The sequence below is a fragment of the Nocardioides sp. WJ219 genome (genome assembly GCF_058559815.1).
The window spans coordinates 1-21,827 of sequence record NZ_JBZUJV010000002.1; the positions used below are offsets into that span (position 1 = coordinate 1).

General features: G+C 72.1%; 21 protein-coding genes and 1 rRNA gene. 12 read left to right on the plus strand and 10 right to left on the minus strand.

Annotated elements, in window-relative coordinates; all coding sequences use genetic code 11:
• The 3 genes from AC4MBH_RS04025 to tyrS all read right to left on the minus strand — a co-directional run.
• Window positions 1-1,088 (minus strand): 16S ribosomal RNA (locus AC4MBH_RS04025); the annotation flags it as partial.
• Window positions 1,089-1,502: 414 nt separating this feature from the next.
• A complete protein-coding gene (locus tag AC4MBH_RS04030) occupies window positions 1,503-2,576 on the minus strand; it encodes an alpha-hydroxy acid oxidase (protein WP_491793060.1) in 1,074 nt (357 codons plus the stop codon).
• A gap of 4 nt (window positions 2,577-2,580) precedes the next feature.
• Window positions 2,581-3,852, minus strand: coding sequence for a tyrosine--tRNA ligase (gene tyrS, locus AC4MBH_RS04035; protein ID WP_491793061.1), 1,272 nt, complete (start codon window positions 3,850-3,852; stop codon window positions 2,581-2,583).
• Window positions 3,853-3,978: 126 nt separating this feature from the next.
• On the opposite strand from tyrS, the gene AC4MBH_RS04040 reads away from it, so the two are divergent.
• The 3 genes from AC4MBH_RS04040 to AC4MBH_RS04050 are packed head-to-tail and all read left to right on the plus strand — an operon-like array spanning window position 3,979 to window position 6,363.
• Window positions 3,979-5,460, plus strand: coding sequence for a serine/threonine-protein kinase (locus tag AC4MBH_RS04040; protein ID WP_491793062.1), 1,482 nt, complete (start codon window positions 3,979-3,981; stop codon window positions 5,458-5,460).
• Between the two features lies 1 nt (window position 5,461).
• The gene (locus AC4MBH_RS04045) at window positions 5,462-5,869 is read left to right on the plus strand and encodes an Hpt domain-containing protein (RefSeq protein ID WP_491793063.1); all 408 of its coding nucleotides are present in this window, start codon (window positions 5,462-5,464) and stop codon (window positions 5,867-5,869) included.
• On the plus strand, window positions 5,866-6,363 hold the full coding sequence (locus AC4MBH_RS04050; protein WP_491793064.1) for a ribonuclease H family protein: 498 nt from the start codon (window positions 5,866-5,868) through the stop codon (window positions 6,361-6,363). Before AC4MBH_RS04045 ends, AC4MBH_RS04050 begins: the two co-directional genes overlap by 4 nt.
• Before the next feature lie 47 nt (window positions 6,364-6,410).
• Here the strand turns inward: AC4MBH_RS04050 and AC4MBH_RS04055 are convergent, their stop codons facing one another.
• Window positions 6,411-6,791 carry a PaaI family thioesterase gene (locus tag AC4MBH_RS04055; RefSeq protein WP_491793065.1) on the minus strand — a complete coding sequence of 127 codons (381 nt, stop codon included), beginning with the start codon at window positions 6,789-6,791 and terminating at the stop codon, window positions 6,411-6,413.
• Window positions 6,792-6,960: 169 nt separating this feature from the next.
• Between AC4MBH_RS04055 and AC4MBH_RS04060 the strand changes: the two genes are divergently transcribed.
• Window positions 6,961-8,415 (plus strand): sugar porter family MFS transporter, encoded by a 1,455-nt coding sequence (locus AC4MBH_RS04060; RefSeq protein ID WP_491793066.1) that lies wholly within the window; start codon window positions 6,961-6,963, stop codon window positions 8,413-8,415.
• Window positions 8,416-8,433: 18 nt separating this feature from the next.
• On the opposite strand, the gene AC4MBH_RS04065 is transcribed toward AC4MBH_RS04060, so the two are convergent.
• Both AC4MBH_RS04065 and AC4MBH_RS04070 read right to left on the minus strand, forming a co-directional pair.
• Window positions 8,434-9,888: a mannitol dehydrogenase family protein gene (locus tag AC4MBH_RS04065; RefSeq protein WP_491793067.1), complete on the minus strand. Its 1,455-nt coding sequence runs from the start codon at window positions 9,886-9,888 to the stop codon at window positions 8,434-8,436.
• Between the two features lie 68 nt (window positions 9,889-9,956).
• The gene (locus tag AC4MBH_RS04070; protein WP_491793068.1) at window positions 9,957-10,529 is read right to left on the minus strand and encodes a TetR family transcriptional regulator; all 573 of its coding nucleotides are present in this window, start codon (window positions 10,527-10,529) and stop codon (window positions 9,957-9,959) included.
• 61 nt (window positions 10,530-10,590) lie between these two features.
• On the opposite strand from AC4MBH_RS04070, the gene AC4MBH_RS04075 reads away from it, so the two are divergent.
• The gene (locus AC4MBH_RS04075; protein ID WP_491793069.1) at window positions 10,591-11,562 is read left to right on the plus strand and encodes a hypothetical protein; all 972 of its coding nucleotides are present in this window, start codon (window positions 10,591-10,593) and stop codon (window positions 11,560-11,562) included.
• Window positions 11,563-11,573: 11 nt separating this feature from the next.
• On the opposite strand, the gene AC4MBH_RS04080 is transcribed toward AC4MBH_RS04075, so the two are convergent.
• Window positions 11,574-12,296: a GAF and ANTAR domain-containing protein gene (locus tag AC4MBH_RS04080; RefSeq protein ID WP_491793070.1), complete on the minus strand. Its 723-nt coding sequence runs from the start codon at window positions 12,294-12,296 to the stop codon at window positions 11,574-11,576.
• Between the two features lie 179 nt (window positions 12,297-12,475).
• Here AC4MBH_RS04080 and AC4MBH_RS04085 point away from each other — a divergent pair, with 179 nt between their 5' ends.
• The 3 genes from AC4MBH_RS04085 (at window position 12,476) to AC4MBH_RS04095 (ending at window position 14,666) form a co-directional block, all read left to right on the plus strand.
• On the plus strand, window positions 12,476-13,231 hold the full coding sequence (locus AC4MBH_RS04085) for a GAF and ANTAR domain-containing protein (protein WP_491793071.1): 756 nt from the start codon (window positions 12,476-12,478) through the stop codon (window positions 13,229-13,231).
• On the plus strand, window positions 13,218-13,976 hold the full coding sequence (locus AC4MBH_RS04090; RefSeq protein ID WP_491793072.1) for a GAF and ANTAR domain-containing protein: 759 nt from the start codon (window positions 13,218-13,220) through the stop codon (window positions 13,974-13,976). Before AC4MBH_RS04085 ends, AC4MBH_RS04090 begins: the two co-directional genes overlap by 14 nt.
• A gap of 96 nt (window positions 13,977-14,072) precedes the next feature.
• Complete coding sequence (locus tag AC4MBH_RS04095) at window positions 14,073-14,666, plus strand: GNAT family N-acetyltransferase (RefSeq protein WP_491793073.1); 594 nt, start codon at window positions 14,073-14,075, stop codon at window positions 14,664-14,666.
• A gap of 480 nt (window positions 14,667-15,146) precedes the next feature.
• Here AC4MBH_RS04095 and AC4MBH_RS04100 read toward each other — a convergent pair whose 3' ends face one another.
• Window positions 15,147-15,275 (minus strand): hypothetical protein, encoded by a 129-nt coding sequence (locus tag AC4MBH_RS04100; RefSeq protein ID WP_491793074.1) that lies wholly within the window; start codon window positions 15,273-15,275, stop codon window positions 15,147-15,149.
• Between the two features lie 10 nt (window positions 15,276-15,285).
• A complete protein-coding gene (locus AC4MBH_RS04105; protein ID WP_491793075.1) occupies window positions 15,286-16,317 on the minus strand; it encodes a lysylphosphatidylglycerol synthase domain-containing protein in 1,032 nt (343 codons plus the stop codon).
• 123 nt (window positions 16,318-16,440) lie between these two features.
• Between AC4MBH_RS04105 and AC4MBH_RS04110 the strand changes: the two genes are divergently transcribed.
• The 4 genes from AC4MBH_RS04110 to AC4MBH_RS04125 all read left to right on the plus strand — a co-directional run bounded on the left by AC4MBH_RS04110 (window position 16,441) and on the right by AC4MBH_RS04125 (window position 21,136).
• Complete coding sequence (locus tag AC4MBH_RS04110) at window positions 16,441-16,932, plus strand: DUF1269 domain-containing protein (RefSeq protein ID WP_491793076.1); 492 nt, start codon at window positions 16,441-16,443, stop codon at window positions 16,930-16,932.
• 45 nt (window positions 16,933-16,977) lie between these two features.
• Window positions 16,978-17,538 (plus strand): DUF1269 domain-containing protein, encoded by a 561-nt coding sequence (locus AC4MBH_RS04115; RefSeq protein WP_491793077.1) that lies wholly within the window; start codon window positions 16,978-16,980, stop codon window positions 17,536-17,538.
• 226 nt (window positions 17,539-17,764) lie between these two features.
• A complete protein-coding gene (locus tag AC4MBH_RS04120) occupies window positions 17,765-20,434 on the plus strand; it encodes a helix-turn-helix transcriptional regulator (RefSeq protein ID WP_491793078.1) in 2,670 nt (889 codons plus the stop codon).
• A gap of 93 nt (window positions 20,435-20,527) precedes the next feature.
• A complete protein-coding gene (locus AC4MBH_RS04125) occupies window positions 20,528-21,136 on the plus strand; it encodes an HdeD family acid-resistance protein (RefSeq protein ID WP_491793079.1) in 609 nt (202 codons plus the stop codon).
• Window positions 21,137-21,142: 6 nt separating this feature from the next.
• On the opposite strand, the gene AC4MBH_RS04130 is transcribed toward AC4MBH_RS04125, so the two are convergent.
• On the minus strand, window positions 21,143-21,808 hold the full coding sequence (locus tag AC4MBH_RS04130) for a DUF4203 domain-containing protein (protein WP_491793080.1): 666 nt from the start codon (window positions 21,806-21,808) through the stop codon (window positions 21,143-21,145).
• Window positions 21,809-21,827 lie beyond the last annotated feature (19 nt).

A 21,827-nucleotide genomic window follows, 5' to 3' on the forward strand; every position in this document is an offset into this window, starting at 1 on the left:
GCTCGTTGCGGGACTTAACCCAACATCTCACGACACGAGCTGACGACAGCCATGCACCACCTGTACACCCCCAAAAGAAGCCCCATCTCTGGAGCGGCAGGGTGTATGTCAAACCCAGGTAAGGTTCTTCGCGTTGCATCGAATTAATCCGCATGCTCCGCCGCTTGTGCGGGCCCCCGTCAATTCCTTTGAGTTTTAGCCTTGCGGCCGTACTCCCCAGGCGGGGCGCTTAATGCGTTAGCTGCGGCACGGAACCCATGGAATAGGCCCCACACCTAGCGCCCAACGTTTACGGTGTGGACTACCAGGGTATCTAATCCTGTTCGCTCCCCACACTTTCGCTCCTCAGCGTCAGAACATTGCCAGAGAACCGCCTTCGCCACCGGTGTTCCTCCTGATATCTGCGCATTTCACCGCTACACCAGGAATTCCGTTCTCCCCTCAATGCCTCAAGTCTGCCCGTATCGGAAGCAAGCACTCGGTTAAGCCCAGTGTTTTCACTCCCGACGCGACAAACCGCCTACGAGCCCTTTACGCCCAATAATTCCGGACAACGCTCGCACCCTACGTATTACCGCGGCTGCTGGCACGTAGTTGGCCGGTGCTTCTTCTGTACCTACCGTCACCACCCACACGGGCGCTTCGTCGATACTGAAAGAGGTTTACAACCCGAAGGCCGTCATCCCTCACGCGGCGTTGCTGGATCAGGCTTCCGCCCATTGTCCAATATTCCCCACTGCTGCCTCCCGTAGGAGTCTGGGCCGTGTCTCAGTCCCAGTGTGGCCGGTCACCCTCTCAGGCCGGCTACCCGTCGAAGCCTTGGTAGGCCATTACCCCACCAACAAGCTGATAGGCCGCGAGCACATCCCCCACCCACAAAAGTTTCCACACAGAACCCATGCAGGTCTGTGTCGTATCCGGTATTAGACACCCTTTCGAGTGCTTATCCCAGAGTGAAGGGCAGATTACTCACGTGTTACTCACCCGTTCGCCGCTCGTGTACCCCCGAAGAGGCCTTACCGCTCGACTTGCATGTGTTAAGCACGCCGCCAGCGTTCGTCCTGAGCCAGGATCAAACTCTCCGTAGAAAATTCACTCCCGACAATAAACGAAACTAGCTATCGCCAGAATCATTGCCGAAAAAACAATACCCATCCAAAGAAACAGACGAGCAAAACAAACTAATTCGTCGACTATGACACACTGTTGAGTTCTCAAACATCAGACGTCAGTGTCCTCGCCCTGGAAAGGGTCTGGCGCACGGACTGATGCACCTGCCGCGCGCATCTTCCCCGGAATCTGGTCGACCCGCGAGGCGGATCGCCTGCCATCCGGTGGGATGTGCTGGAGGTGGTCACCGCGGGGCCGGAAGCCCGACCGAACCGGCCTTGCTTCCCGCCGCTCCCTGGCGACATCGAGAACATTAGGGGACTTCGAGGCGAACGCCAAATCGGATCGACGTGACCCGGGACACAGAAGCGCTGGAGCGACGTTTGCGCAGGTCAGCGGCCTGTGGCCGGTGTGCGGCCGGCGCCGCGGTCGAGGAGGCCGCGCGTGTCGGCGAGGCGCGGCGCCCCGCAGAGCCGCAGCGTCTCGACCACCTGGCCGCGCAGCTCGGACAGCAGCCGGGCGACGCCGGGCTCCCCGTCGGCGAGGGCGTAGAGCGGCGAGCGGCCCAGGAACACGAGGTCGGCGCCCGACGCCAGTGCCCCCACGACGTCGAGGCCGCTGCGCAGACCGCCGTCGACGTACACCTCGGCGCGGTCAGCCACGGCTGCCGCGACCTCGGGCAGGGCAACGGCCGTCGCGACCGAGCGGTCGAGCTGGCGGCCCCCGTGGTTGGACACCCAGACGGCGGCGGCACCGGCGTCGACGGCCCGGACGGCGTCGTCGGCGCGCAGGACGCCCTTGACGACCACCGGCAGCCCGGTGGTCGAGGCGAGCCACGCGATGTCGTGCGGCCCGAGGTCGAGTGCCTTGCCAGACCCGGCGGCGTCCTCGTAGCCGGGGTCGAAGTTGACCCGCACCGACCCCGGGTCGACGTGGTCCCACACCACCGTGGCGTCGTGCGCCCGTGGGTACTTGGTCCCGACCACCGGCGTGTCCACGGTGAGCACCACCGCGTCTGCGCCCGCCTCGACGGCGCGCCCGAGCAGGGGCTCGGCCAGGGTGCGGTCGGCGGGGAGGTAGCACTGGACCCACCAGCGCACCCCCGTGGCCCCGATGTCGACGAACGGCGTACCGGCGTTGCTCGAGACCACCATCAGCCCGTCGGCGGCGGCGACGGCACGCGCCACCGCCAGCTCGCCCTCGGCATGGATGGCCCGCTGCAGCGTCGTGGGGGCGACCCCGAAGGGCACGCCCGTACGCCGGCCCAGGACGACGGCACCGGGATCGACGCTCGACACGTCCCGCAGCACGTGCGGGCGCAACCGCAGGCGCCGCCACGCCTCGACCGCCTCCGCGGCGGTCTCGCCGTCGCGGGCTCCCTGGGCGACGTAGTCGAACACGGCCGGCGTCAGCCGCTCGCGCGCGTGCTCCTCGAGCCCCGCCACCCAGCGGGCGTCACCGGTCATGGCGTCACCGCACCTCGATGCCTGCGAACTTCTTCTTGCCCCTCCGCAGCACCAGCCAGGAGCCGCCGATCAGGTCGGCCTCCGCCACGAGCGCCTCGGCGTCCTCGACCCGCTGGTTGTTGAGGTAGGCGCCGCCCTCGGTCACGGTGCGGCGCGCCTCCCCCCGGCTCTTGGCCAGGCCCGAGGTGACGAGCAGGTCGGTCACGGTCGGCAGCCCATCGGCCCGGGCGAGGGTGGTCACGCCGGCCTCGCGCAACGCGGCACCCAGCGTCGCGGGGGCGAGCGAGGCGAGGTCACCACCGCCGAAGAGCGCGGCGGCCGCGACCTTGGCCTGCTCGGTCTCCTCCGCGCCGTGGACGAACGTCGTGACCGCGTCGGCCAGGGTCTTCTGGGCCTCACGCAGGAACGGCTTCTCGGCGTGCCGGGCCTCGAGGGCCTCGATCTCGGCGCGCGGGAGGAAGGTGAAGACCCGCAGCAGCTCGCCGACCTTCTCGTCCTCGACGTTAAGCCAGAACTGGTGGAAGGCGTACGGCGAGAGCATCTCCGGGTCGAGCCACAGGGCGCCGCCCTCGGTCTTGCCGTACTTGGTGCCGTCGGCCTTGGTCATCAGCGGCGTCGCGAAGGCGTGCACGGTCCCGCCGGAGGTGCGGCGCACGAGCTCGGCCCCGGCGGTGAGGTTGCCCCACTGGTCGGAACCGCCGAACTGCAGCTCGACCCCGTGCTCGCGGTGCAGGGTGAGGAAGTCGAGCGACTGCAGCAGCACGTAGCTGAACTCGGTGTAGCTGATCCCGGACTCCAGCCGCCGCTTGACCGTGTCGCGGGCCAGCATCCGGTTGACCGGGAAGTGCTTGCCCACGTCCCGCAGGAACTCGATGACCGACAGTCCACTGGTCCAGTCGAGGTTGTTGACCATGGTGGCGGCGTTGTCGCCGGCAAAGGCCAGGAACGGCTCGATCTGGCCGCGAACCCGCTCGGTCCACTCCCGCACCGTGTCGGCGGAGTTCAGGGTGCGCTCCCCGGAGTCGCGCGGGTCCCCGATCATGCCGGTGGCGCCCCCCACCAGCAGGTACGGCGTGTGGCCGGCGTCCTGGAGCCGGCGGGCGGTGGCGACCTGGACCAGGTGGCCCATGTGCAGGCTCGGCGCGGTCGGGTCGAACCCGACGTAGAACCGGACGCTGCGGGTGGCCAGCGCCTCGCGCAGCGCGTCGGGGTCCGTCGTGTGCGCGAGCAGCCCGCGCCACTGCAGGTCGTCGATGAGCGTCGGGTCGACGGGCACGGTCGGGCCTCCGGGGTGGGCAACGGGACGGGTCTGGTGCGGGTCAAGCCTGCCTCACCCGGCATCGTGACGGACCCGTGGTCCGGTCACAGTAGGTTTTGCCCTGGTCCCGCGACGAGCGGGGCCGTGTCGGAGGAGAGCGCAGCGGTGATCAGCGAGAGGTACTCGCTCGACCGGGAGATCGGTCGCGGCGGGATGGGCGCGGTGTGGCTCGGGCGCGACGAGGTGCTCGGGCGGGCCGTCGCGCTCAAGCGCGTCGGCGTCGCGCCCGGCGCCTCGAGCCCCGACCTGATGCGCGCCGAGCGCGAGGCGCGGATCGCCGCCAGCCTGAACCACCCCCACATCGTGGGCGTCTTCGACCTCGTCGACGACGGCGACCACCAGTACCTCGTCATGGAGTACGTCGAGGGCGTCACCCTCGCCCAGCTCGTCCGCGACCGAGGCGCGCTCCCCCGGCAGGAGGCCGCCCGGATCCTCGCGCAGGTGGCGTCCGCGCTGACGGCGGCGCACGCCAACCTGGTCGTCCACCGGGACGTGAAGCCGTCGAACATCCTGGTGCGCGACGACGGCCAGGCGAAGCTGTCGGACTTCGGGATCGCGCGCAGCGAGCGCGACACCTCCCTCACGCAGACCGGCCTGGTGACCGGATCTCCCGCCTACCTCTCCCCCGAGGTCGCCTCCGGCAAGCTCGCCACCCCGGCCAGCGACGTCTGGTCGCTGGGGGCCACGCTCTTCCACGCGCTCGCCGGGCGGCCGCCGTACGACGTGGGCGACAACGTGCTCGGAGCGCTCTACCAGATCGTCAACGAGCCCCCGCCGCGGCTCGACGACGCCGGCGAGATGGAACCGGTGCTGCTCGCGACGATGGCCCACGACCCGCGTCGCCGCTGGTCGATGGACGACGTCGCGCGGGTCCTGGAGATGCTGGCGGCACCGGACGACGAGGTGGGTGGCCCGGCTGAGGCCGGGGGGACGCAGCGGCTCACCGTGCTGCCGCCGGTGCCCTCGACCCCGTCGACTCCCCTCGATGCCGTGACGCCGACGGCCGTTGCGCCACGGCCCCTGGAGCCGACGCCCACGCCGACGACGCTGCAACCGCACCCCGAGGAGCCCCGGCGCCGGATCCCGGTGCTGCCGGTGGTGGTCGGGGTGCTGGTGCTCCTCCTCATCGGCGCGATCGTGGTCGGCCTCGTGCTCGACGACCCCCAGGACGAGACGGCCGGCCCGCGCACCGACGCCACGTCGTCCGAGCCCGCGGCGAGCCCCGAGCCGACGCGCACCCCGCCGTCGACCCCCGCCGCACCCACGGCAGCAGAGCTCGAGGCGTTCGTCGGCGACTACCTCACCACGGCCAGCAACGACCCGGCCGCCGGCTTCCAGCAGCTGACGCCTGAGTTCCAGGAGGCGAGCGGCGGCCTCGAGGGCTACTCCGGCTTCTGGGGCGACGTCAGCAACGCCCGGCTGGTCGAGGTCGACAGCAACCCCGAGGCGATGACGGTCAGCTACACCTACACCTACAACCGGAGCGGCGTGGGCAACCAGACCGACACCGTGAACCTGCAGCTCGTCGCCGACGGCGACCGCCTGCTGATCGGCGGGGAGGCCTGAGATGTCCGACCACCCCGACGACGCCCCGGACGGCCTCCCGTCGACACCCCCGATCGACGGTCTCGACGTCGAGCGCCTCGACTCGCTGCGCGACCTCGACCCGGGCGACACCACCTACCTGGACCGCGCGATCGGCAACTTCCAGGTCAACTCCGTCGCGGCCGTCGACGCCGTGCGGACCGCGATCGAGCAGGACGACGTCGCCACGCTCAAGGCGCGCGCCCACAAGATCTGCGGCAGCGCGCTCAACCTGGGCGTGCCGCGGGCCGGTCACGCGGCCCGTGCCGTCGAGGTCGCGGCCGACTCCGGCTCGGTCGACGACGCCGTCGCGCTGCTGCCCGAGCTCGAGGAGTCGATGGCCGAGGGCCGGAGCCTCCTGCTCGCCTACCAGGCGACGTACACCGGATGAGCGGGCCGAGCCGCCGGCCGCGCGCCAAGCGTCCCACCCCGCCGGCCATGGCGGTGCCCCTCGGGGCGCGGCACGTCTACACCGACGGCGCCTGCCGCGGCAATCCCGGCCCGGGGGGCTGGGCCTGGGCGCTGTCGCACTCCGAGCACGACTCGGGCCACGCCCCCGCCAGCACCAACCAGCGGATGGAGGTGCAGGCGGCGCTCGAGGCCGTGACCCGGTTGTCGGGTCCGCTGCTGGTGGTCAGCGACTCGACGTACGTCGTCAACTGCTTCCGCGACGCCTGGTGGCGCGGGTGGCAGTCCCGCGGCTGGACCAACTCCGCCCGCCAGCCCGTGGCCAACCGCGACCTGTGGGAGCCGCTGGTCGAGGCCGTGACCGGGCGCACCGCCGGCGACGAGGTGGCGTTCGCGTGGGTCAAGGGCCACTCGGGCGACCCGATGAACAACCTGGTCGACAAGCTGGCCGTCGAGGCCAGCCACCGCGCGGGCTGACCCCGGCCCGACCCGCGGTGCTGCCCACGGTGCGGCCGACGGTGCGGCTACCGGTGCAGCAACGCAAAGGTCGCGACGGCGTGCACCAGCGCCTCGCCGTCCTGCTCGACGTCGGCCTCGCAGACGCTGAGCTCGCTGCCCTGCTTGCGGAGCGTGGCGGTGACGACGAGGGGGCCGGGCTTGCCCGGACGCAGGTAGGTGACGGTCAGCTGGCTGGTCGCTGGGACGTCGTCCTCGCCGGTGGCGCTGCGGATCGCCTGACCCATGGCCGCGTCGACCAGCGTGGCCAGCAACCCGCCGTGCACCGTGCCGGCGGCGTTGAGGTGCTGGGCGGCGGCCTCGAGGCGCAGCTCGGCCCGGCCGTCGTCGCCCTCGATGCCCTCCACGCCGATCAGGTCGAGGAAGGTCGTGTCGTCGGTGGTCGCCATCCCCCCGGGTACCCGCACTCCCCTCCGGGCACCGCGGCAGGAATTGCTGCGGTTACCCCGGCGCGATGTGGGTAACGGGGGAAGGCTTCACACCTCTTGAAGGTCTCCCGTCGCAGTCCCGCCGGAGCCGTCCGAGGTGCCGTGCACGCGACGACGAGGAGACCGGACCATGGACGGCACGCAGGGCACGCAGGGCACGGACGCCACGACGGGCGGCGGGACCGACACCACCGACGAGCAACCGCCGGGGGTGACCGGCTCGATGCTGGCGGCGGCGCTGGTCTCCGCGGTCGCGGGACTGCTGTACGGCTACGACACCGGCATCATCTCCGGCGCCCTGCTGCAGATCTCCGAGGAGTTCGAGATCGGCAGCGGCATGGAGCAGGTGATCGCCGCCGCGATCCTCCTCGGCGCCGTGATCGGCGCGCTGTCGTGCAGCTTCCTGTCCGAGCGCCTGGGTCGCAAGGGCACGATCCTCGTCGTCTGCGCCGTCTTCGTGATCGGCTCGATCGCGTGCAGCCTCTCCCCCGACCCGTGGACGCTCGCGGCCAGCCGGGTGGTGCTGGGCTTCGCGGTGGGCGGGGCGACCCAGACCGTCCCGATGTACGTCGCCGAGCTGGCGCCCCCGCTGCTGCGCGGCCGCCTCGTGCTGGCCTTCCAGCTGGCCATCGGCGTCGGCATCGTCATCTCCACCGTCGTCGGCGCGACCGAGGCGGTCGACTGGCGCATCTCGATCGCCGCGGCCGCCGTGCCGCCGGTCATCGTGGGCCTGCTGATGCTGCGGCTGCCCGAGAGCCCCCGCTGGCTGGTCAAGCGCGAGCGGGTCGAGGACGCGCGCGGGGTGCTGGAGCGGGTGCGACCCAGCGGCTACGACGTGACCCCGGAGCTCGACGAGATCCAGGAGGTCGAGGACCGCAAGCAGGCCACGCGCTCGGCCGAGCGCGGGTGGTCGGGCCTGCGCCGACCCTGGGTGCGTCCGGCCCTGCTGGTCGGGTGCGGCGTCGCGATCTTCACCCAGCTCAGCGGCATCGAGATGATCATCTACTACTCCCCCACCATCCTGACCGACAACGGGTTCTCCACCTCGACCGCGCTGCGGGTCAGCATCGGTCTCGGGGTCACCTACCTGGTCATGCAGATCATCGGGCTCACCATCGTCGACCGCGTGGGCCGCCGACGTCTGACCCTGATCATGGTGCCGGGCGCCGCGGTGAGCCTGCTGGTGCTGGGCTGGTTCTTCGTCTCCGGCAACGACGGCAAGGACCAGGTCCCCTTCATCATCGCCACGCTGATCGTGTTCATGGCGTTCAACGCCGGCGGGCTCCAGCTGATGGGCTGGCTGACCGGGTCGGAGATCTACCCGCTGGCCGTGCGCAGCGCCGGCACGAGCGTCCAGTCGGCGTCGCTGTGGAGCACCAACCTGCTGATCACCCTGACGTTGCTGACGATGATCGAGACCATCGGCGTGGGCCAGACGTTCTGGGTCTACGCCGGCTTCAACGTCGCTGCGTTCTTCTTCGTGCTGCGCTTCATGCCCGAGCTGACCGGGCACAGCCTCGAGGACATCGAGAAGCACCTGCAGGAGGAGAAGTTCGCGCCCAGCGACTTCGCCAAGGCCGCCTGACCGGGGCCGACCGCACGCTCAGGTCGCGGCGTCCAGGGCGCGCTCGGCCGTGCGGCGCGCGCCGTGGGTGTGCAGGCTCGAGAGCGCGGCGACGTACGCCGTGACGAACCGGTCGTGCTCGACGAGGTCGCCGAAGACCCCGCGCACCCGCAGGAACGCCGTCGGGTCGTCGCGCTGCCCCGCGGCGGCGGCCATCAGCTCGTCGCGGCGCGGGTCGACGACGTCGATCGGGTGGCCCTCCTCGTCGGTGCCCTCGGCGTACCGCGCCCACGCGGCGACCACGAGCGCACCGAGCCGGACGTCGGCGCCGGAGGCGAGCTGGTCGCGCACCACCGGCAGCACGAACTTCGGCAGCCGGTCGGAGGTCTGGGCGCAGATGCGCGCCAGGCTGTCGCGGATGGCCGGGCTGGCGAACCGCTCCCGGACGGTGCGCGCGTAGTCGTCCAGGTCGGTGCCGTCGGGTGGCTCGAAGGACGGCACGGCCTCGCGCTCGAGGTAGGCGGCGAGCAGCGCGCCGAGCACGGGGTCCTGGGCGGCCTCGTGCACCCAGCGGTGACCACCGAGGTAGCCGAGGAAGGCGAGGGCCTGGTGCCCGCCGTTGAGCAGCCGGAGCTTCATCCGCTCGTAGGGGCGGACGTCGGGCACCACCTGCACGCCGACGTCCTCCCAGGGCGGGCGGCCGGTGCCGTCGTGGTCCTCGAGCACCCACTGCCGGAAGGGCTCGCAGACCACGGGCCACTCGTCGCGCAGGCCGGTGTGCCTGGCGACCTCGTCGCGGTCGTCGTCGGTGGTGGCCGGGGTGATCCGGTCGACCATCGAGCTGGGGAAGCGGACGTGCTCGTCGATCCAGTCGGCCAGCCCGGGGTCGACCGTCCGCGCGTGGCCGGTCAGCGACGCCCGCGTGATGGCCCCGTTGTCCTCGACGTTGTCGCACGACATCACCGTGAACGGCGGTGCCCCGGCGTCGCGCCGGTGACGCAGCGCGTCGGTGAGCAGGCTGAACGCCGTGGGCGGGTCGCCCGCGGCCCACCCGGTGTCGCCGTCGGGGGCGTAGCCGCCCTCGGTGACGGTCAGCGACACCACGCGCGTCGCCGCGTCGGCCATCCGGCGCACCACCGCTGCGGGGTCGTCGGGGGCGAAGAGGTAGTCGGTGATCGAGCCGACCACCCGGGCGGTCAACGAGCCGTCGTGGTGCCGGACCGCGACGGTGTAGAGGTGGTCCTGGGCGCGCAGCACGTCACGCATCCGCTCGTCGGGCGGCAGCAGACCCACCCCGCAGACAGCCCAGTCGGTCGCCTGCCCGCGCTCCATCAGCTCGTCCAGGTACACCGCCTGGTGCGCGCGGTGGAAGCCGCCGACCCCGATGTGGACGATGCCGGTGGTGGTGCGGGTCCGGTCGTAGCCGGGAACGGTGACGCCGCGGCGTACCGAACCGACGGAGGCGGCGTCGAGACGCCGTACGGGCTCGGTCACGGGAGCCAGTATCGCGGGCGGTCCGCACTCTGCGTCGTTGCTCGTCGGCGCGCCGGGCTCTCGAGCACTCAGACCGACACCCACAGCTCGAGGGCGGCCAGCGAGGCGTCGGCGTCCGGACCGAGGACGGCGCTGCGCACGACGTGGCCCTGGCAGAAGGTCAGCATCGCCCGGGCGATGCCCGGCGCCGCGGCCGGGTCACGTCCCTCCGCGGTCAGCCAGCGCCCGACCGCGGTGGCGAACGCGTCCTCGATGCTGGTCCACCTCCGCTCGACGAACACCCGGGTGCCGGGGTCGGAGGCAGCACCACCCCAGATCTGCAGGATCGCGCCGAACGGCACCTCGTCGGCGCCCGCACCGGACAGGAACTGGCGGACGCACTCGACGGGAGAGGGGGGCGGACCGTCCGGCGGGGCCAGCAGCCGGTCGCCACGTCCGCCGATCACGCGCTCCGCGACCAGCTCCATCAGCTCGTCCTTGCCGGCGAAGTGCGAGTACACCGACCCGGCTGAGAGCCCCGACTCCGCGATGACGTCGGCCATCGTCAGCTCGTGCAGGGCGCGGCGGTGCAGCACCCGCAGGGTCGCCTCGACGACCAGGTCGCGGCGGGCCTGGCGGTAGGCGTCGCTGACACGCGGCATGCGCATCTCCTCTCCGTCGTCTATGGTCTAAACAGAATACAGATTCTGTTTAGGAGGTCTCATGTCGTCCCCCAGCACCACTCCGCGAGTCTCGCGGCCCGTCATCGCCGCCGCCACCGGTACCGCCGCCGGCCTCGTCGTCGCCCTCGTCGTCCTCGCCCTGCTGTGGCCCGTCGCCACGTCCGAGCCGCGCGACCTGCCGATCGGCGTCGTGGGCGGCGACCTGCCGGCGGCCGACCTGCCGGTCGAGACGACGACCTACGACTCCCGCGCCGACGCCGTCCGGGCGATCGAGGAGCGCGAGGTGCACGGCGCGCTGGTGCTCCAGCCCAGCGGCGTGGAGGTGCTGGTGGCCCGCGCCGGCGGCACCGCGTCCGCGGCGGTCGTCGAGGGGGTGGGCGCGCGGGTCGCGACCGCGCAGGGTGCCGCCCCCACCACCACCGACGTCGTCCCGCTCTCCCCCGACGACCCGACCGGGGCCGGCCTCACCGCGATGGCGTTCCCGCTCGTGCTCGGCGGGATCGTCGGCGGCGTCCTGGTCTCGCTGCTCGTGGCCGGGGTCACCCGGCGCCTGCTCGCGCTGGCGGCGTACGCCGTCGTGGGCGGCGTGCTGGTCGCCCTCGTCGCCGGGCCCCTGCTGGAGATCGCCACCGGTGGCTTCTGGACCGCCGCGCTCGTGCTCGGCCTGGGGATGCTCGGCACCGCGGCGACGGTGGTGGGCCTCCACACCCTGCTGGGCCCGCCCGGCATCGGCGTCGGCGCAGCTCTCACGATGCTCGTCGCCAACCCGATCTCGGGCGCCGCGCAGCCCTACCAGTTCATCGCCGGGCCCTGGGGCGAGATCGGGCAGTTCTTCGTGCCCGGCGCGGCGACGAACCTCCTCCGGGAGGTCACCTACTTCCCGGACGCCGCCACCCTCCACGAGTGGGTCGTCCTGGCCGCCTGGACCGTCGCGGGGATCCTGCTCGCCCTGCTGGGACACCGCCGCATCGCACGCCTCGACCAGCCCGGGACCGAGACACCGACCGACTGACGCCGCTGGGCTCAGTCGGCGCGGGTGCTCCCGTGCAGGTAGCCGGTCCCGACGAGCTCGGCGGCGACGTCGCGGATCTTCAGCTGCTCGCTGGAGGCGACCCGGCTCAGGATCGCGAACGCGACGTCCGGGCTGACGCCGTAGCGCTCGATGAGCATCCCGGTCGCCTGCCCGATCACCGTGCGGCTGCCCAGCGCGGTGTCGAGGTTCGAGAGCTTCTGCGCGGCGACGATCGCGATCGCGATGTGCGCGGCGATGGCCGTGCCGTCGGCGCGGTCCTCCTCGTCGAAGGCGTCGCGCCGCGACGCGTACAGGTTCAGCGCCCCCAGAGTTCCCCGGTGGCTGAACAGCCGGAACGCGAGCACGCTGTGCATGCCGGTCTCCTCGACCACCCGCGGACCCCAGCTCGGCCACCGCCGGTCGTACGCGAGGCTCGGGCTGTAGACCACCGGTCGTTCCCACATGGCGTCCAGGCACGGCCCCTCCCCCAGCTCGTACTGGAGGTGGTCCCCGATGAGCACGACGTCGTCGGTCGCCCCGCGCGTCTCGACGTCGCGCCCGCGCGCCATCGTCAGCCCGGCCGCGTCGCAGCCGTCCACGTTGGCGACCGCCAGCTCGCAGGCCGAGACGTAGGTCGCCTCCGGGTCCAGCTGGCCGCCCAGGTCGCGCGCCGCCGCCGCCATCCGCTCGGACAGGTCGAGCCGCGACGTGGGGTGGTGCTGCGGTGCGCTCACGTCCGGAGTGTGCCAGCACCGCATGCTGCCGTCACCCCCCGTCGGGCGGCGCCGAGCAACCCGGCTTGGTTGATCGGATCCGCTCGGTGGGCGAGGGCCCTAGGGTGGGCGGACCCGGCGCACCCTGCGCCGGAGCAAGTCCCTCCCGAGGACCGGGCCAGGAGGTCAGGATCGCCGTGGTGACGTCACTGGAGGTCATGCGCACCGAGCTGAAGGCCGCGGTCGCGAGCGCCGCACCCGGAGTGGCAGCAGCCGACCAGCTGTGCCAGGCCTGCGTCGGTGTGCTGGAGGTCGACGGAGCCGCCGTCTCGCTGATCCGTGCGGGGTCGACCCAGGGCACCTTCGGGTCGAGCAACGACCTCGGGCGTCGGCTCGACGAGTACCAGTTCACCTACGGCGAGGGGCCGTGCCTCGACGCCGTGGCCCGGCGCTCGGCCGTCCTGGTGCCCGACCTCGACTCGCCGCACGAGCGACGGTGGCCGGCATTCGCAGAGGCGGTGCTGGGTCACGGCATCCGCGGCGTGTTCGCGATGCCGATCATGGTCGAGTCCGAGTGCGTCGGCGCCCTCGACCTCTTCCGCGGGAGCGCGGGGCCACTGGCGGGCGACCAGCTCGCCGGCGCAGCCCTGGCCGCCAACCTGGCCTCCGGCGCGCTGCTCGACATGCTGGAGGACGACGAGGAGGCCCTGGGCGACCAGGACCAGCTGGACGACAGCCGGCTGAGGATGGACCGGGTCGAGGTCTACCAGGCGACCGGCTTCCTCATCTCGCAGCTCGGCATCAGCGCCGACGACGCACTGGTGCGCCTGCGGGCACACGCGATCGCGACCGGCCAGACCGCCAGCGAGGTGGCCTGGGCGATCCTCGACCGCCGCGTCGTGCTCGAGGGCGACCACCACGACGGAACCGGAGGGACCACCGGTGACAGACACTAGGGAACGCGAGATCATCCGCGCCTTCGTCGACCTGTCCAACGAGCTGGTCGACGACTACGACGTCATCGAGATGCTCGACCGGCTGGCGACCAACTGCGTCAACCTGCTCGACGTCTCCTCCGCCGGGCTGCTGCTCGCCGATCGCCACGGCACCCTGCACCTGGCCGCGTCGTCGTCCGAGCGGACCCACGACCTGGAGATGTTCCAGCTGCAGCGGGACGAAGGCCCCTGCCTGGACTGCTACCGGGACGAGAGCCCCGTCGTCGTGCCCGACCTGCAGGCCGAGCAGGCCCGGTGGCCCCAGTTCTCCGAGGCCGCCCTGGCGGCTGGGCTCGTCTCGGTGCACGCGCTGCCGTTGCGGCTGCGCGACGCCACGATCGGGACGTTCGGGCTGTTCGGGGACCGCACCGGTCGGCTCGACGACGACGACCTGGCCCTGGCCCAGTCGCTCGTGCACGTGGCCGGGGTCGCGATCATCAACGAGAAGTCCGCAGCCGACCGCGAGACCGTCAACGCCCAGCTGCAGACGGCCCTGACCAGCCGGGTGGTCCTCGAGCAGGCCAAGGGCGTGATCGCCCACGCCGGCGGCCTCGACATGCAGGAGGCGTTCGACGCCCTGCGCGCCTACGCCCGCCAGCACCGTCAGCGGCTGACGCTGGTGGCCGCCCGGGTCGTCAGCCGCGACCTCTCCGGCGAGGACGTGGTGGCGCAGGCCCGGTCCCAAACGCGTCCGGTCGACCTGTAGGTCGGACCTGTCGCAGGTCAGAGGCCACTCGAGACGGGCGGTGCTGCCGTCCGCCGAGCAGGCGCGTGGGCGTCCGGCTGGTCCTAGGGTCGCGACATGCCCGAATTCACCTGGTTGCCGGCCAACCGAGTAGCGGCGGAGGACGTCGAGGCGGTCTTCGGCACGGGTGGAGCCCGCAAGTGCCGCTGCCAAGCCCTCAAGGTGCCGGGCTGGATCTGGCGTGACACCACCCAGGAGCAGCGGGACGCCGCACAGCTCGAGCAGACCGCCTGCGGCACCGCCGGCCCGACGTCCGGGTTGGTCGGGTACATCGACGGCGAGCCGGCCGGCTGGGTCGCCGTCGAGCAGCGCGACAACTACCCCAGGCTGTGGAGCCGGAAGCAGACGTGGATGCGGATGGACCCCGACCTGGAGGGCGTCTGGTCGGTGACCTGCTTCGTCGTGCGACCTGGTTGGCGCAGGTCGGGACTGAGCTACGAGCTCGCCGCCGCCACCGTCGCGTATGGCCGGCAGGTCGGCGCCCACGTCCTGGAGGGCTACCCGATCGAGCCGCCACCAGGCCGGTCGGTGACCTGGGACGAGGCGTCGGTCGGACTCGTACAGGTCTTCCTCGAGGCCGGCTACGAGGTGGTGGCCTCCCCCACGCTGCGGCGGCGCGTGGTGCGACGACGGCCGGACGCCCCCTCCTGACCCTCGCCGACCACTCCGGCCGAGCGTGCCGGCCAGCGCGGTATCGCAACCCCAGGCCCCCAAAATCGGCTAGCCGACGACCGAACCCGCCATCAGCAGCGCGATCGGGGGTACGTTCCTGGTCGGCCACCGGCCCGGGCGACCGTGGGGGGAGCCCGGGACGGGCCGGCCAGCCCTCCCTCCAGGCAGCCGAGCTGCTGGGAGGGAGGGCACCCTCCCTGGTGGAGCAGTCCCCTCGTCTCCAGGACGCTGGCCGTCATGCATCCGAGTGCCGCCGACCTGCGCTCCTCGCCCGGGTCCGCCGGGGACCGCCGCTGGGCGCGCGTGCGGCTCCTCGCCGTTGCGCCCCGGCTGTGCTGGCGATCCTGGTAGGGCGGGTGGGGCTCGAACCCACGACCCGGGAACTCAGGTAGCGACCGCCATCGCGAAACAGCTGAAGCATCTCCGAGCATGGTGACGCGGAAGTGGGATCGAGCGCGGTCATCGAACGTCACCGACGGTCAGCGCCAGTGGGGAACAGGTCGGGATGTCGAACATCTCCCCGCCATGGAGCGCACCGGCCATCACGAGATGGCCGAGAAGTACCGCGGAGTGGTTCTGCTCGACCACGCCGCACACCTCACTCGTCCCGGGCGCTGCGGCGCCACCAGACGACAGCGGCCAGACCGAAGATCATGGGCACCAGCAGGGTCGAGACGCGGTAGAGCACCAGGCCCGCGACGAGGTCGGCCTCCAACGCGCCTCCTGCGGTGTCCACGAGCGCCGTCAGGACGACGGCGTCGAGGACGCCGAGCCCGGCGAAGGGGAACAACGTCAGCGGATAGGCGATCAAGAACACCCCGAGCACGGCTGGGATCGACAGGTCGGCATGACCTACTCCGACGCAACGCAGGCAGAACGAGAGCAGCAGACCGTCCACCACCACCATCACCAGGAGCAGGGTGAGTGAGAGGGGCAGTCCCCGGGCTGCACGGCTGACGACGTGAGCGCGGAAGTCGACCGCAGAGGCCACCCAGGCGGCGGGGTCGACGGTGCGCCGGAACCGCACGGCAAACCGTCCGCCGGTGGCCCCGACCCACGCGGCGGTGCTCTCGCGGCGCAGCACGAGACACAGCAGTCCCAGCACGACCAGGCAGGCCGCCCCTCCCAGGGCGGCCGTCCACGTGTAGGCGGCGTGGTACGGCGCGGCCGAGGGCAGGAGCACGAGCACCCCGAGGACCGGCGCCCCGAACCGGGTCGCGTAGAAGGTGAAGATGTTCATCAGCGCGCCGGCCAGCCCCGGCGCCGTCGAGATGCCCCACGACCTCAACATCGACAGTCGCAGCACCATGTCCGCGGGCGGCGGGGCGATCATCGACGTCAAGGTCGCGGCCTGGTCGCTCTGGGTGGCGCGCCGGATCCCGAGGCCGGCGATGAACAGGGCCAGCGGCGACGCGTTGAGGACCTGCCGCACGGCCAACAGCGCCAGCAGCAGCGGCGCCTGCCACAGGGACACCCTGCCGATGGCCTCCACGACCGCCGACCAGTCGACCCGCCCGACCAGACCCACGATGCCCCGCGCGCACACGGCCAGCAGCACGAGGAGCGCGACCGGTCGCAACCAACCCGGCGCACGCCCTGCTCGCTCCGCTGCCGGACTCGACTGCTGCATCCGTCCAGCCTGGGACCACCGGGGTGACCCGAGGTTCACCAGGAACGGGTGAGCCGCACGGTGGCGCGACGGGCCAACCTCGGCAGACACGCGCACCAGCGACCAGGAAGGGAGCTGCTCCTCATGGCGCGAGCGACTCTCGCGGTCTGGACGTTCAAGACCCCGGACGGCGCCGACCAGGCCGTGCACACGTTGCAGGCCCTCACCCGGGACGGCCTGGCACGCCACAGCGTCGCCACCGTCGCGTGGCAGGAGGGCGCCACCAAGCCGAGGACCCGGCTGGTCGAGTCCCCGGCCTCGGCCGAAGCACTCGGCAACAGCTTCTGGGGGCTCCTCCTCGGGATGATCTTCCTCGCACCGCTGGTGGGTGCGGCCGTCGGCGGGGCCAGCGGGGCGATCTCGGGTTCCCTCTCCGACGTCGGCATCAAGGACACCTTCATCAACCAGGTCCGGGACGCGGTGACCCCGGGGACCTCGGCACTGTTCCTGATGGCCTCGGCCGACCTGGTCGACCAGGTCGCCGACGCCTTCGCCGAGCACCAGCCGGCGGAGCTCATCTCCGTCGACTTCGACGAGGACGAGGAAGCCGCGGTCCGCGAGGTCTTCGACCAATGACCGGCGCTGCCAGCCTGAGGCGATCGGGACCCGGCGAGGCGCTCGGTGACGGGTGACGCCGAGCCGACCGAGGGCGGCCGCCACAAGTCCACGTTGTCGGTCTGGCGATACGACACGTTGCTGGGCGCGGAGGCCGGTTCGGTGCGGCTCGCGCGGCTCCAGGAGCGCGGGTCACTGACGGTCCACGACGCCATCACGGTCACCTGGGTCCCCGGCGCCCACCAGCCGCGCATCGGGCACCCGCGCCACGCCACGGGTACCAGTGCCGGCAGGACGTCGGTCCTCGGAGGGCTGGTCGGCCTGCTGGTGCTGGCGCCCGCGGCGGCGGCCGCCAGCGCCGTGGACGTCGCCGTCGTCGCCCAGCGCTTGGCGGGCACCGGTATCGACCTGCACTTCCTCGAGGAGATCACCGAGCACCTGGTCCCAGGGACCTCCGCGCTCCTCGTCCTCTCCGGTGACGCCGACCTGGACGCGGTCAGGCCGGTGGTCGAGCGCGGGATCGCCCGTGGCGACGTGATCCTGCTGCACGCCGAGCTGTCCGCGGGTGCTCCGGCCACGATCCGGACCGTGGTGGACGAGCTCCGCTCGGGCATTCCCGGCGCCTGAGGGGCGGGGACGTCAGCCTCCCCCCGCCGACTCGACCGCCCTGGCTGCGCCAGGAGCCTCGTGCCAAGTGGTGACGGGGGCCGGTTTCCGATCTAGGTTGCTAGACGTACGGGAATGGGGACCCGCTGCAACGAGCGTGATCTCGGGCAGCGACGAACGGTGTCGCTGCGCTCAGCGAGGCGCGTCGGGCCTGCTCGGCTGGACGCGCACTCCAGGAAGGCGTCCCATGCACCGAACGACCGAGGACCAGCACGCGATCCGCTCCGCCACGGCCGCCGTCGTGAGCGGCGGACCCCGCCTGCCGCGCACGTACCTCCCCCGGACCCGTCTCTGGGCCCACCTGCAACGGGCGACCGCCCGGCCGGTGACGCTCCTGGTGGCACCGGCCGGCGCCGGGAAGACGCTGGGCGTCGGTGGCTGGGTACGGCGCCCGACAGCTGCCGGCGGCGTTCCGCGTCCGATCTCCTGGCTCAACGCCGACCGGAGCCTGGATCCGGGTCGTCTCGCAGCCCTGCTGGGCGACGACGTGCCGCCACCCCCCGTCGCGGCGGGCACGCCCGACGAGGCGCCCTCCCGCCTGCTCGTGGTCGACGACGCACACGAGCTGCCCGCCGCCTCGCTCAGGATGCTCGACGAGCGGCTCCACCACTCGCCGGAGAGCCTGCACGTCCTCCTCCTCAGCAGGTGGGACCTCCGCCTGTCACGCCTGCTGCCGGAGCTGCTCGGCAACTACACGGTGCTCCACGGCGACCTGCTACGGCTCAGCGGCGCGGAGACGGCCGCGCTCATCTCGGCGCACCTCGGCTCGAGCGACCCGGAGGTGGTGGACACCATCACCGCACACAGCGGGGGGTGGTGCGCCGCTGTCGTCCTGATGTCCGTCGCGGCGGCGTCCGCCCCCGACCCGGTCGCCGCCGTACGGCGGTACGAGCGGGTCGACAACCCCCTGGCCGATCGCGTCGCCAGCGAGGTCTTCGCCGCACTCCGGCCGCACGAGCGCCACCTGGTCCTGTGCACGGCACACGAGCTGCAGGTGAGCGTCGGCACGGCCCAGCACCTGGCCCACGACTCCCGCGCCGGTGACATCCTCGCCGACCTGGAGACCACCGGCCTCCTCGTCACCAGGCTGGAGGCCGGCCCGGTCGAGGCCGCGGCGGACGCCGTGTATCGCATCCACCCGCTCCTGCGGGAGGTGGGACGCCGGCGGCTGGCTGCCGGCGGGGTCGACGTCGCGCGCGCCCGGGCGACCGTGGTGCGAGCCGTGCGCCTCGACCTGGAGCGCGGCGAGACGGCCCACGCCTTCGGGCGACTCGTGACCATGAACGCGCTCGACGAAGCCGGACGGCTGCTGGCCGCCGAGGGCGTCACCATGGTCCTGCGGGGCCAGGGCCACGCAATCGCAGCATTCGTCCGGGACCACCCCGAGACCGTCGTCGAGCGCAGCCGCACGTGGTTCGCCATCGCGGTGGGGTGCTGGATGCGCAGCGACGTCGACGGTGCCCGGCACTGGATCGAGCGGATCCGCGGCGCCGCACCACCGACGACCCACACCGTGCGCGGCGTCGCGGACCGTCGCGACGCGTGCCTGCGCCTGATGCGCGCCCAGGCCGGACTCGAACCGCTCGAGCCCGCCGTCTCGCACGCCCAGCGCGTCGTCGGCACGGGGTCACACCGCGAGGACGACGACGTCGTGGTGCCCCTTCTCCTGACCGAGCTCGGCGCGGCGCAGAACTGGACGGGTGACCTGGCCCTCGCTGAGAACAACCTGGCGACGGCCGTGGGGTTGTGCCGCAACCGCAACCTGGCGGCGTTGGGCGCTGCCGCAGCGAGCCACCTGGCCGTCAACCAGTACCTCGCCGGACAGGAGCGGCCGTGCGCCGAGGTGGCGACCGCGTCGTTGCAGATGCTGGACGGCGAGCCCCACCGTCCCGACTTCGTCGTGGCTCGGGCCGACCTGGCGCGAGCCCTGGCGGGACTCGTCGATCTCCCGTGGAGCCCCGAGCCCATCGACTCGCGCAAGAAGGTTCCCGTGCACGCAGGCGACCTGTGCGTGCGGTTCTGGCTCCGGATGCTCGAGTCGCGCTCGGCGCTGCACGCTGGCTTCGCCTCACGCGCGGCACGGATCCTGGAGACGCCCCTGGACCTCCCCACGGCGACCGACCACCTGCCGACGCACCTGCAGGTCATCGTGCTCGTCGAGCGGGCCTTCATCGCCAGCCTGTGCTCCGACCGCGAACGCCTCCAGACGTGCGAGGCCGACCTGCTGGGCCTGGGCGCCCTCGGCGAAGCCGCGCTCGTCGGGGGACTGCGCGCCGACCTGGCCGGCGATCGACGCCGGGCGAGCGACCTCCTCCACGTCGCTGCGACCGACGTCGCGTACCCGCAGCCGGCGACCCGCGCCCTGGCGCTGACGTGCGACGCGCAGCTGGTCGACGCCCTGGGTGAGCGCGTGGGCGCGCTGGACAGGCTGCAGGAGGCCGCGACCGTGACCGAGGTACGACGCAACGCCACACCCTTCCTCGGATGGAGCAGGCACGGCACCCCCATCGTGGTCCTGCTGCAGGCACTCGCCCAACGGTCCACCTCACCCTGGGTCCACGAGCTCGCCGCAGCGGCGACGAGGCAGCCCGACATCACCGCGATCTACGCCACGATCACCGCGACACCCCAGGAGATCAACGGCTCGCTCCCCGACCGGGTCCGCCCGGTCCTGAGCGCCCGCGAGCGCGACGTCCTCAACGAGCTCGCGCGTGGCTCGACGTACGCCGACATCGCCACCAACCTCTACGTCTCCCAGAACACCGTCAAGACCCACGTCTCCAGCCTGTACTCCAAGCTGGCCGCGACGCGCCGCAGCGAGGCGCTGGCAGCCGCCCGCACCATGCACCTGCTCTGATCGCGACCGTGCGCCTGGGCGCTCACCCGGAGCGGGTGAGGCCGCGTCAGACCCGAGCCTCCACGATGAGGACGGAATCCCCAGGAGGTCTGCATGTCCGTCGCGCCGACGCCCACCCCGCCCGGACTTGCGCCGGGGTTCCTGGGCCCGCAGCACCGGGCGCTGCTGCTGGCCGGCGGGGTCGTGTCGCTGGTCGTCGGCGGCGTGATCGCCGTCTGGCCGGGTGAGACGCTGCAGGTCGTCGCGGTGCTCGTCAGCATCCAGCTCATCGCCATCGGCGCCCTGCGACTGGTCGGCACCGTGCTGGCGTCGGGGCTGGACGGCCCGGTCCGCGTGCTGTCCGGCATCACCGGCGCGATCGCGGTCGTGGTGGGGCTGCTCCTCCTGCGTGACCCGCTCCAGACGGTGAGCACCATCGGCCTGGTCCTCGGGGTCTGGTGGGTCTTCGAGGGTCTGGTCGACATCCTCGCCGCCGCCTGGTCCGCGGCGTCGCCGTCCCGCACCTGGGACGCCGTCCTCGGGTTGATCATGCTCGCGGCCGGCGTGGTGCTGCTCGTGCGTCCCGGGCTGACCCTGCGGCTGCTGGTCGTCGTCGCCTGCGCCTCGCTGCTGCTCTACGGCGTCGTCGCCATCCTGCTGGCGATCCGCCTCGGCGCTCGCCACCCCGCTCCGGCGAGCACGACGGCCGGCACGCGCAACTGACGCTGCTCAGCGAGCAGCGCGTGCGGTCGGGGCATCCGCGGGCCGCGCGTTCCACTGGGCGTGCGCGGGCGCGCGCCACTGGGCGAGGCGGCCCACCTGGACCACGAGACCCGCCACCAGGAGCACGGCGTACAGCACGTACCACCACCAGTCGTCGTCGAGCCGCTGAGTCGTGAACGGGGCCGTCAGGCTCTCCATCTCGATGACGCCGAGCAGGAGCATCGACCCGGTCACCACGGTGCTGGCACCGGCCGCCGCGCTCAGGACGACCAGGTAGATCATCGGCAGGTTGCCCCTGACCGCGACGGCGCCGAGCAGGAGGCCGAGGCACACCCCCGCGAGCACGATCAACCAGGACCAACGCACGCCGAGCGCCACCATCAGGTCGGTGCCCAGGGTGAAGCCGAAGGCCGCCATGGCGACGAGGATGGCCACCGCGTAGAACGTGTAGGCGACGAGACCGAGGACGATCGCGCACACGCAGGCGACGACCACCGCGACCACGCCGGACAGGAACCGGTCGTCGGTCATCGCTGCCACCGTCGCTGCGCCCAGCGCGAAGCCGACGGTGGCAGCCCACACGGTGATCAGCACCCGGAGGACCAGGGAGCCGCGGAAGCAGAGCAGCAGGCCGACGGCGACCAGGGCGATGCCGATGAGGACAGCGGTCATGAGGAACTCCTGGGGTTGG

Bases quoted from the DNA above. Each gene is read 5' to 3' on its own strand.
- AC4MBH_RS04030 (WP_491793060.1), bottom strand. From the start codon at position 2,576: ATGACCGGTGACGCCCGCTGGGTGGCGGGGCTCGAGGAGCACGCGCGC.
- AC4MBH_RS04045 (WP_491793063.1), top strand. From the start codon at position 5,462: ATGTCCGACCACCCCGACGACGCCCCGGACGGCCTCCCGTCGACACCC.
- AC4MBH_RS04050 (WP_491793064.1), top strand. From the start codon at position 5,866: ATGAGCGGGCCGAGCCGCCGGCCGCGCGCCAAGCGTCCCACCCCGCCG.
- AC4MBH_RS04055 (WP_491793065.1), bottom strand. From the start codon at position 6,791: ATGGCGACCACCGACGACACGACCTTCCTCGACCTGATCGGCGTGGAG.
- AC4MBH_RS04060 (WP_491793066.1), top strand. From the start codon at position 6,961: ATGGACGGCACGCAGGGCACGCAGGGCACGGACGCCACGACGGGCGGC.
- AC4MBH_RS04070 (WP_491793068.1), bottom strand. From the start codon at position 10,529: ATGCCGCGTGTCAGCGACGCCTACCGCCAGGCCCGCCGCGACCTGGTC.
- AC4MBH_RS04075 (WP_491793069.1), top strand. From the start codon at position 10,591: ATGTCGTCCCCCAGCACCACTCCGCGAGTCTCGCGGCCCGTCATCGCC.
- AC4MBH_RS04095 (WP_491793073.1), top strand. From the start codon at position 14,073: ATGCCCGAATTCACCTGGTTGCCGGCCAACCGAGTAGCGGCGGAGGAC.
- AC4MBH_RS04105 (WP_491793075.1), bottom strand. From the start codon at position 16,317: ATGCAGCAGTCGAGTCCGGCAGCGGAGCGAGCAGGGCGTGCGCCGGGT.
- AC4MBH_RS04110 (WP_491793076.1), top strand. From the start codon at position 16,441: ATGGCGCGAGCGACTCTCGCGGTCTGGACGTTCAAGACCCCGGACGGC.
- AC4MBH_RS04120 (WP_491793078.1), top strand. From the start codon at position 17,765: ATGCACCGAACGACCGAGGACCAGCACGCGATCCGCTCCGCCACGGCC.
- AC4MBH_RS04125 (WP_491793079.1), top strand. From the start codon at position 20,528: ATGTCCGTCGCGCCGACGCCCACCCCGCCCGGACTTGCGCCGGGGTTC.
- AC4MBH_RS04130 (WP_491793080.1), bottom strand. From the start codon at position 21,808: ATGACCGCTGTCCTCATCGGCATCGCCCTGGTCGCCGTCGGCCTGCTG.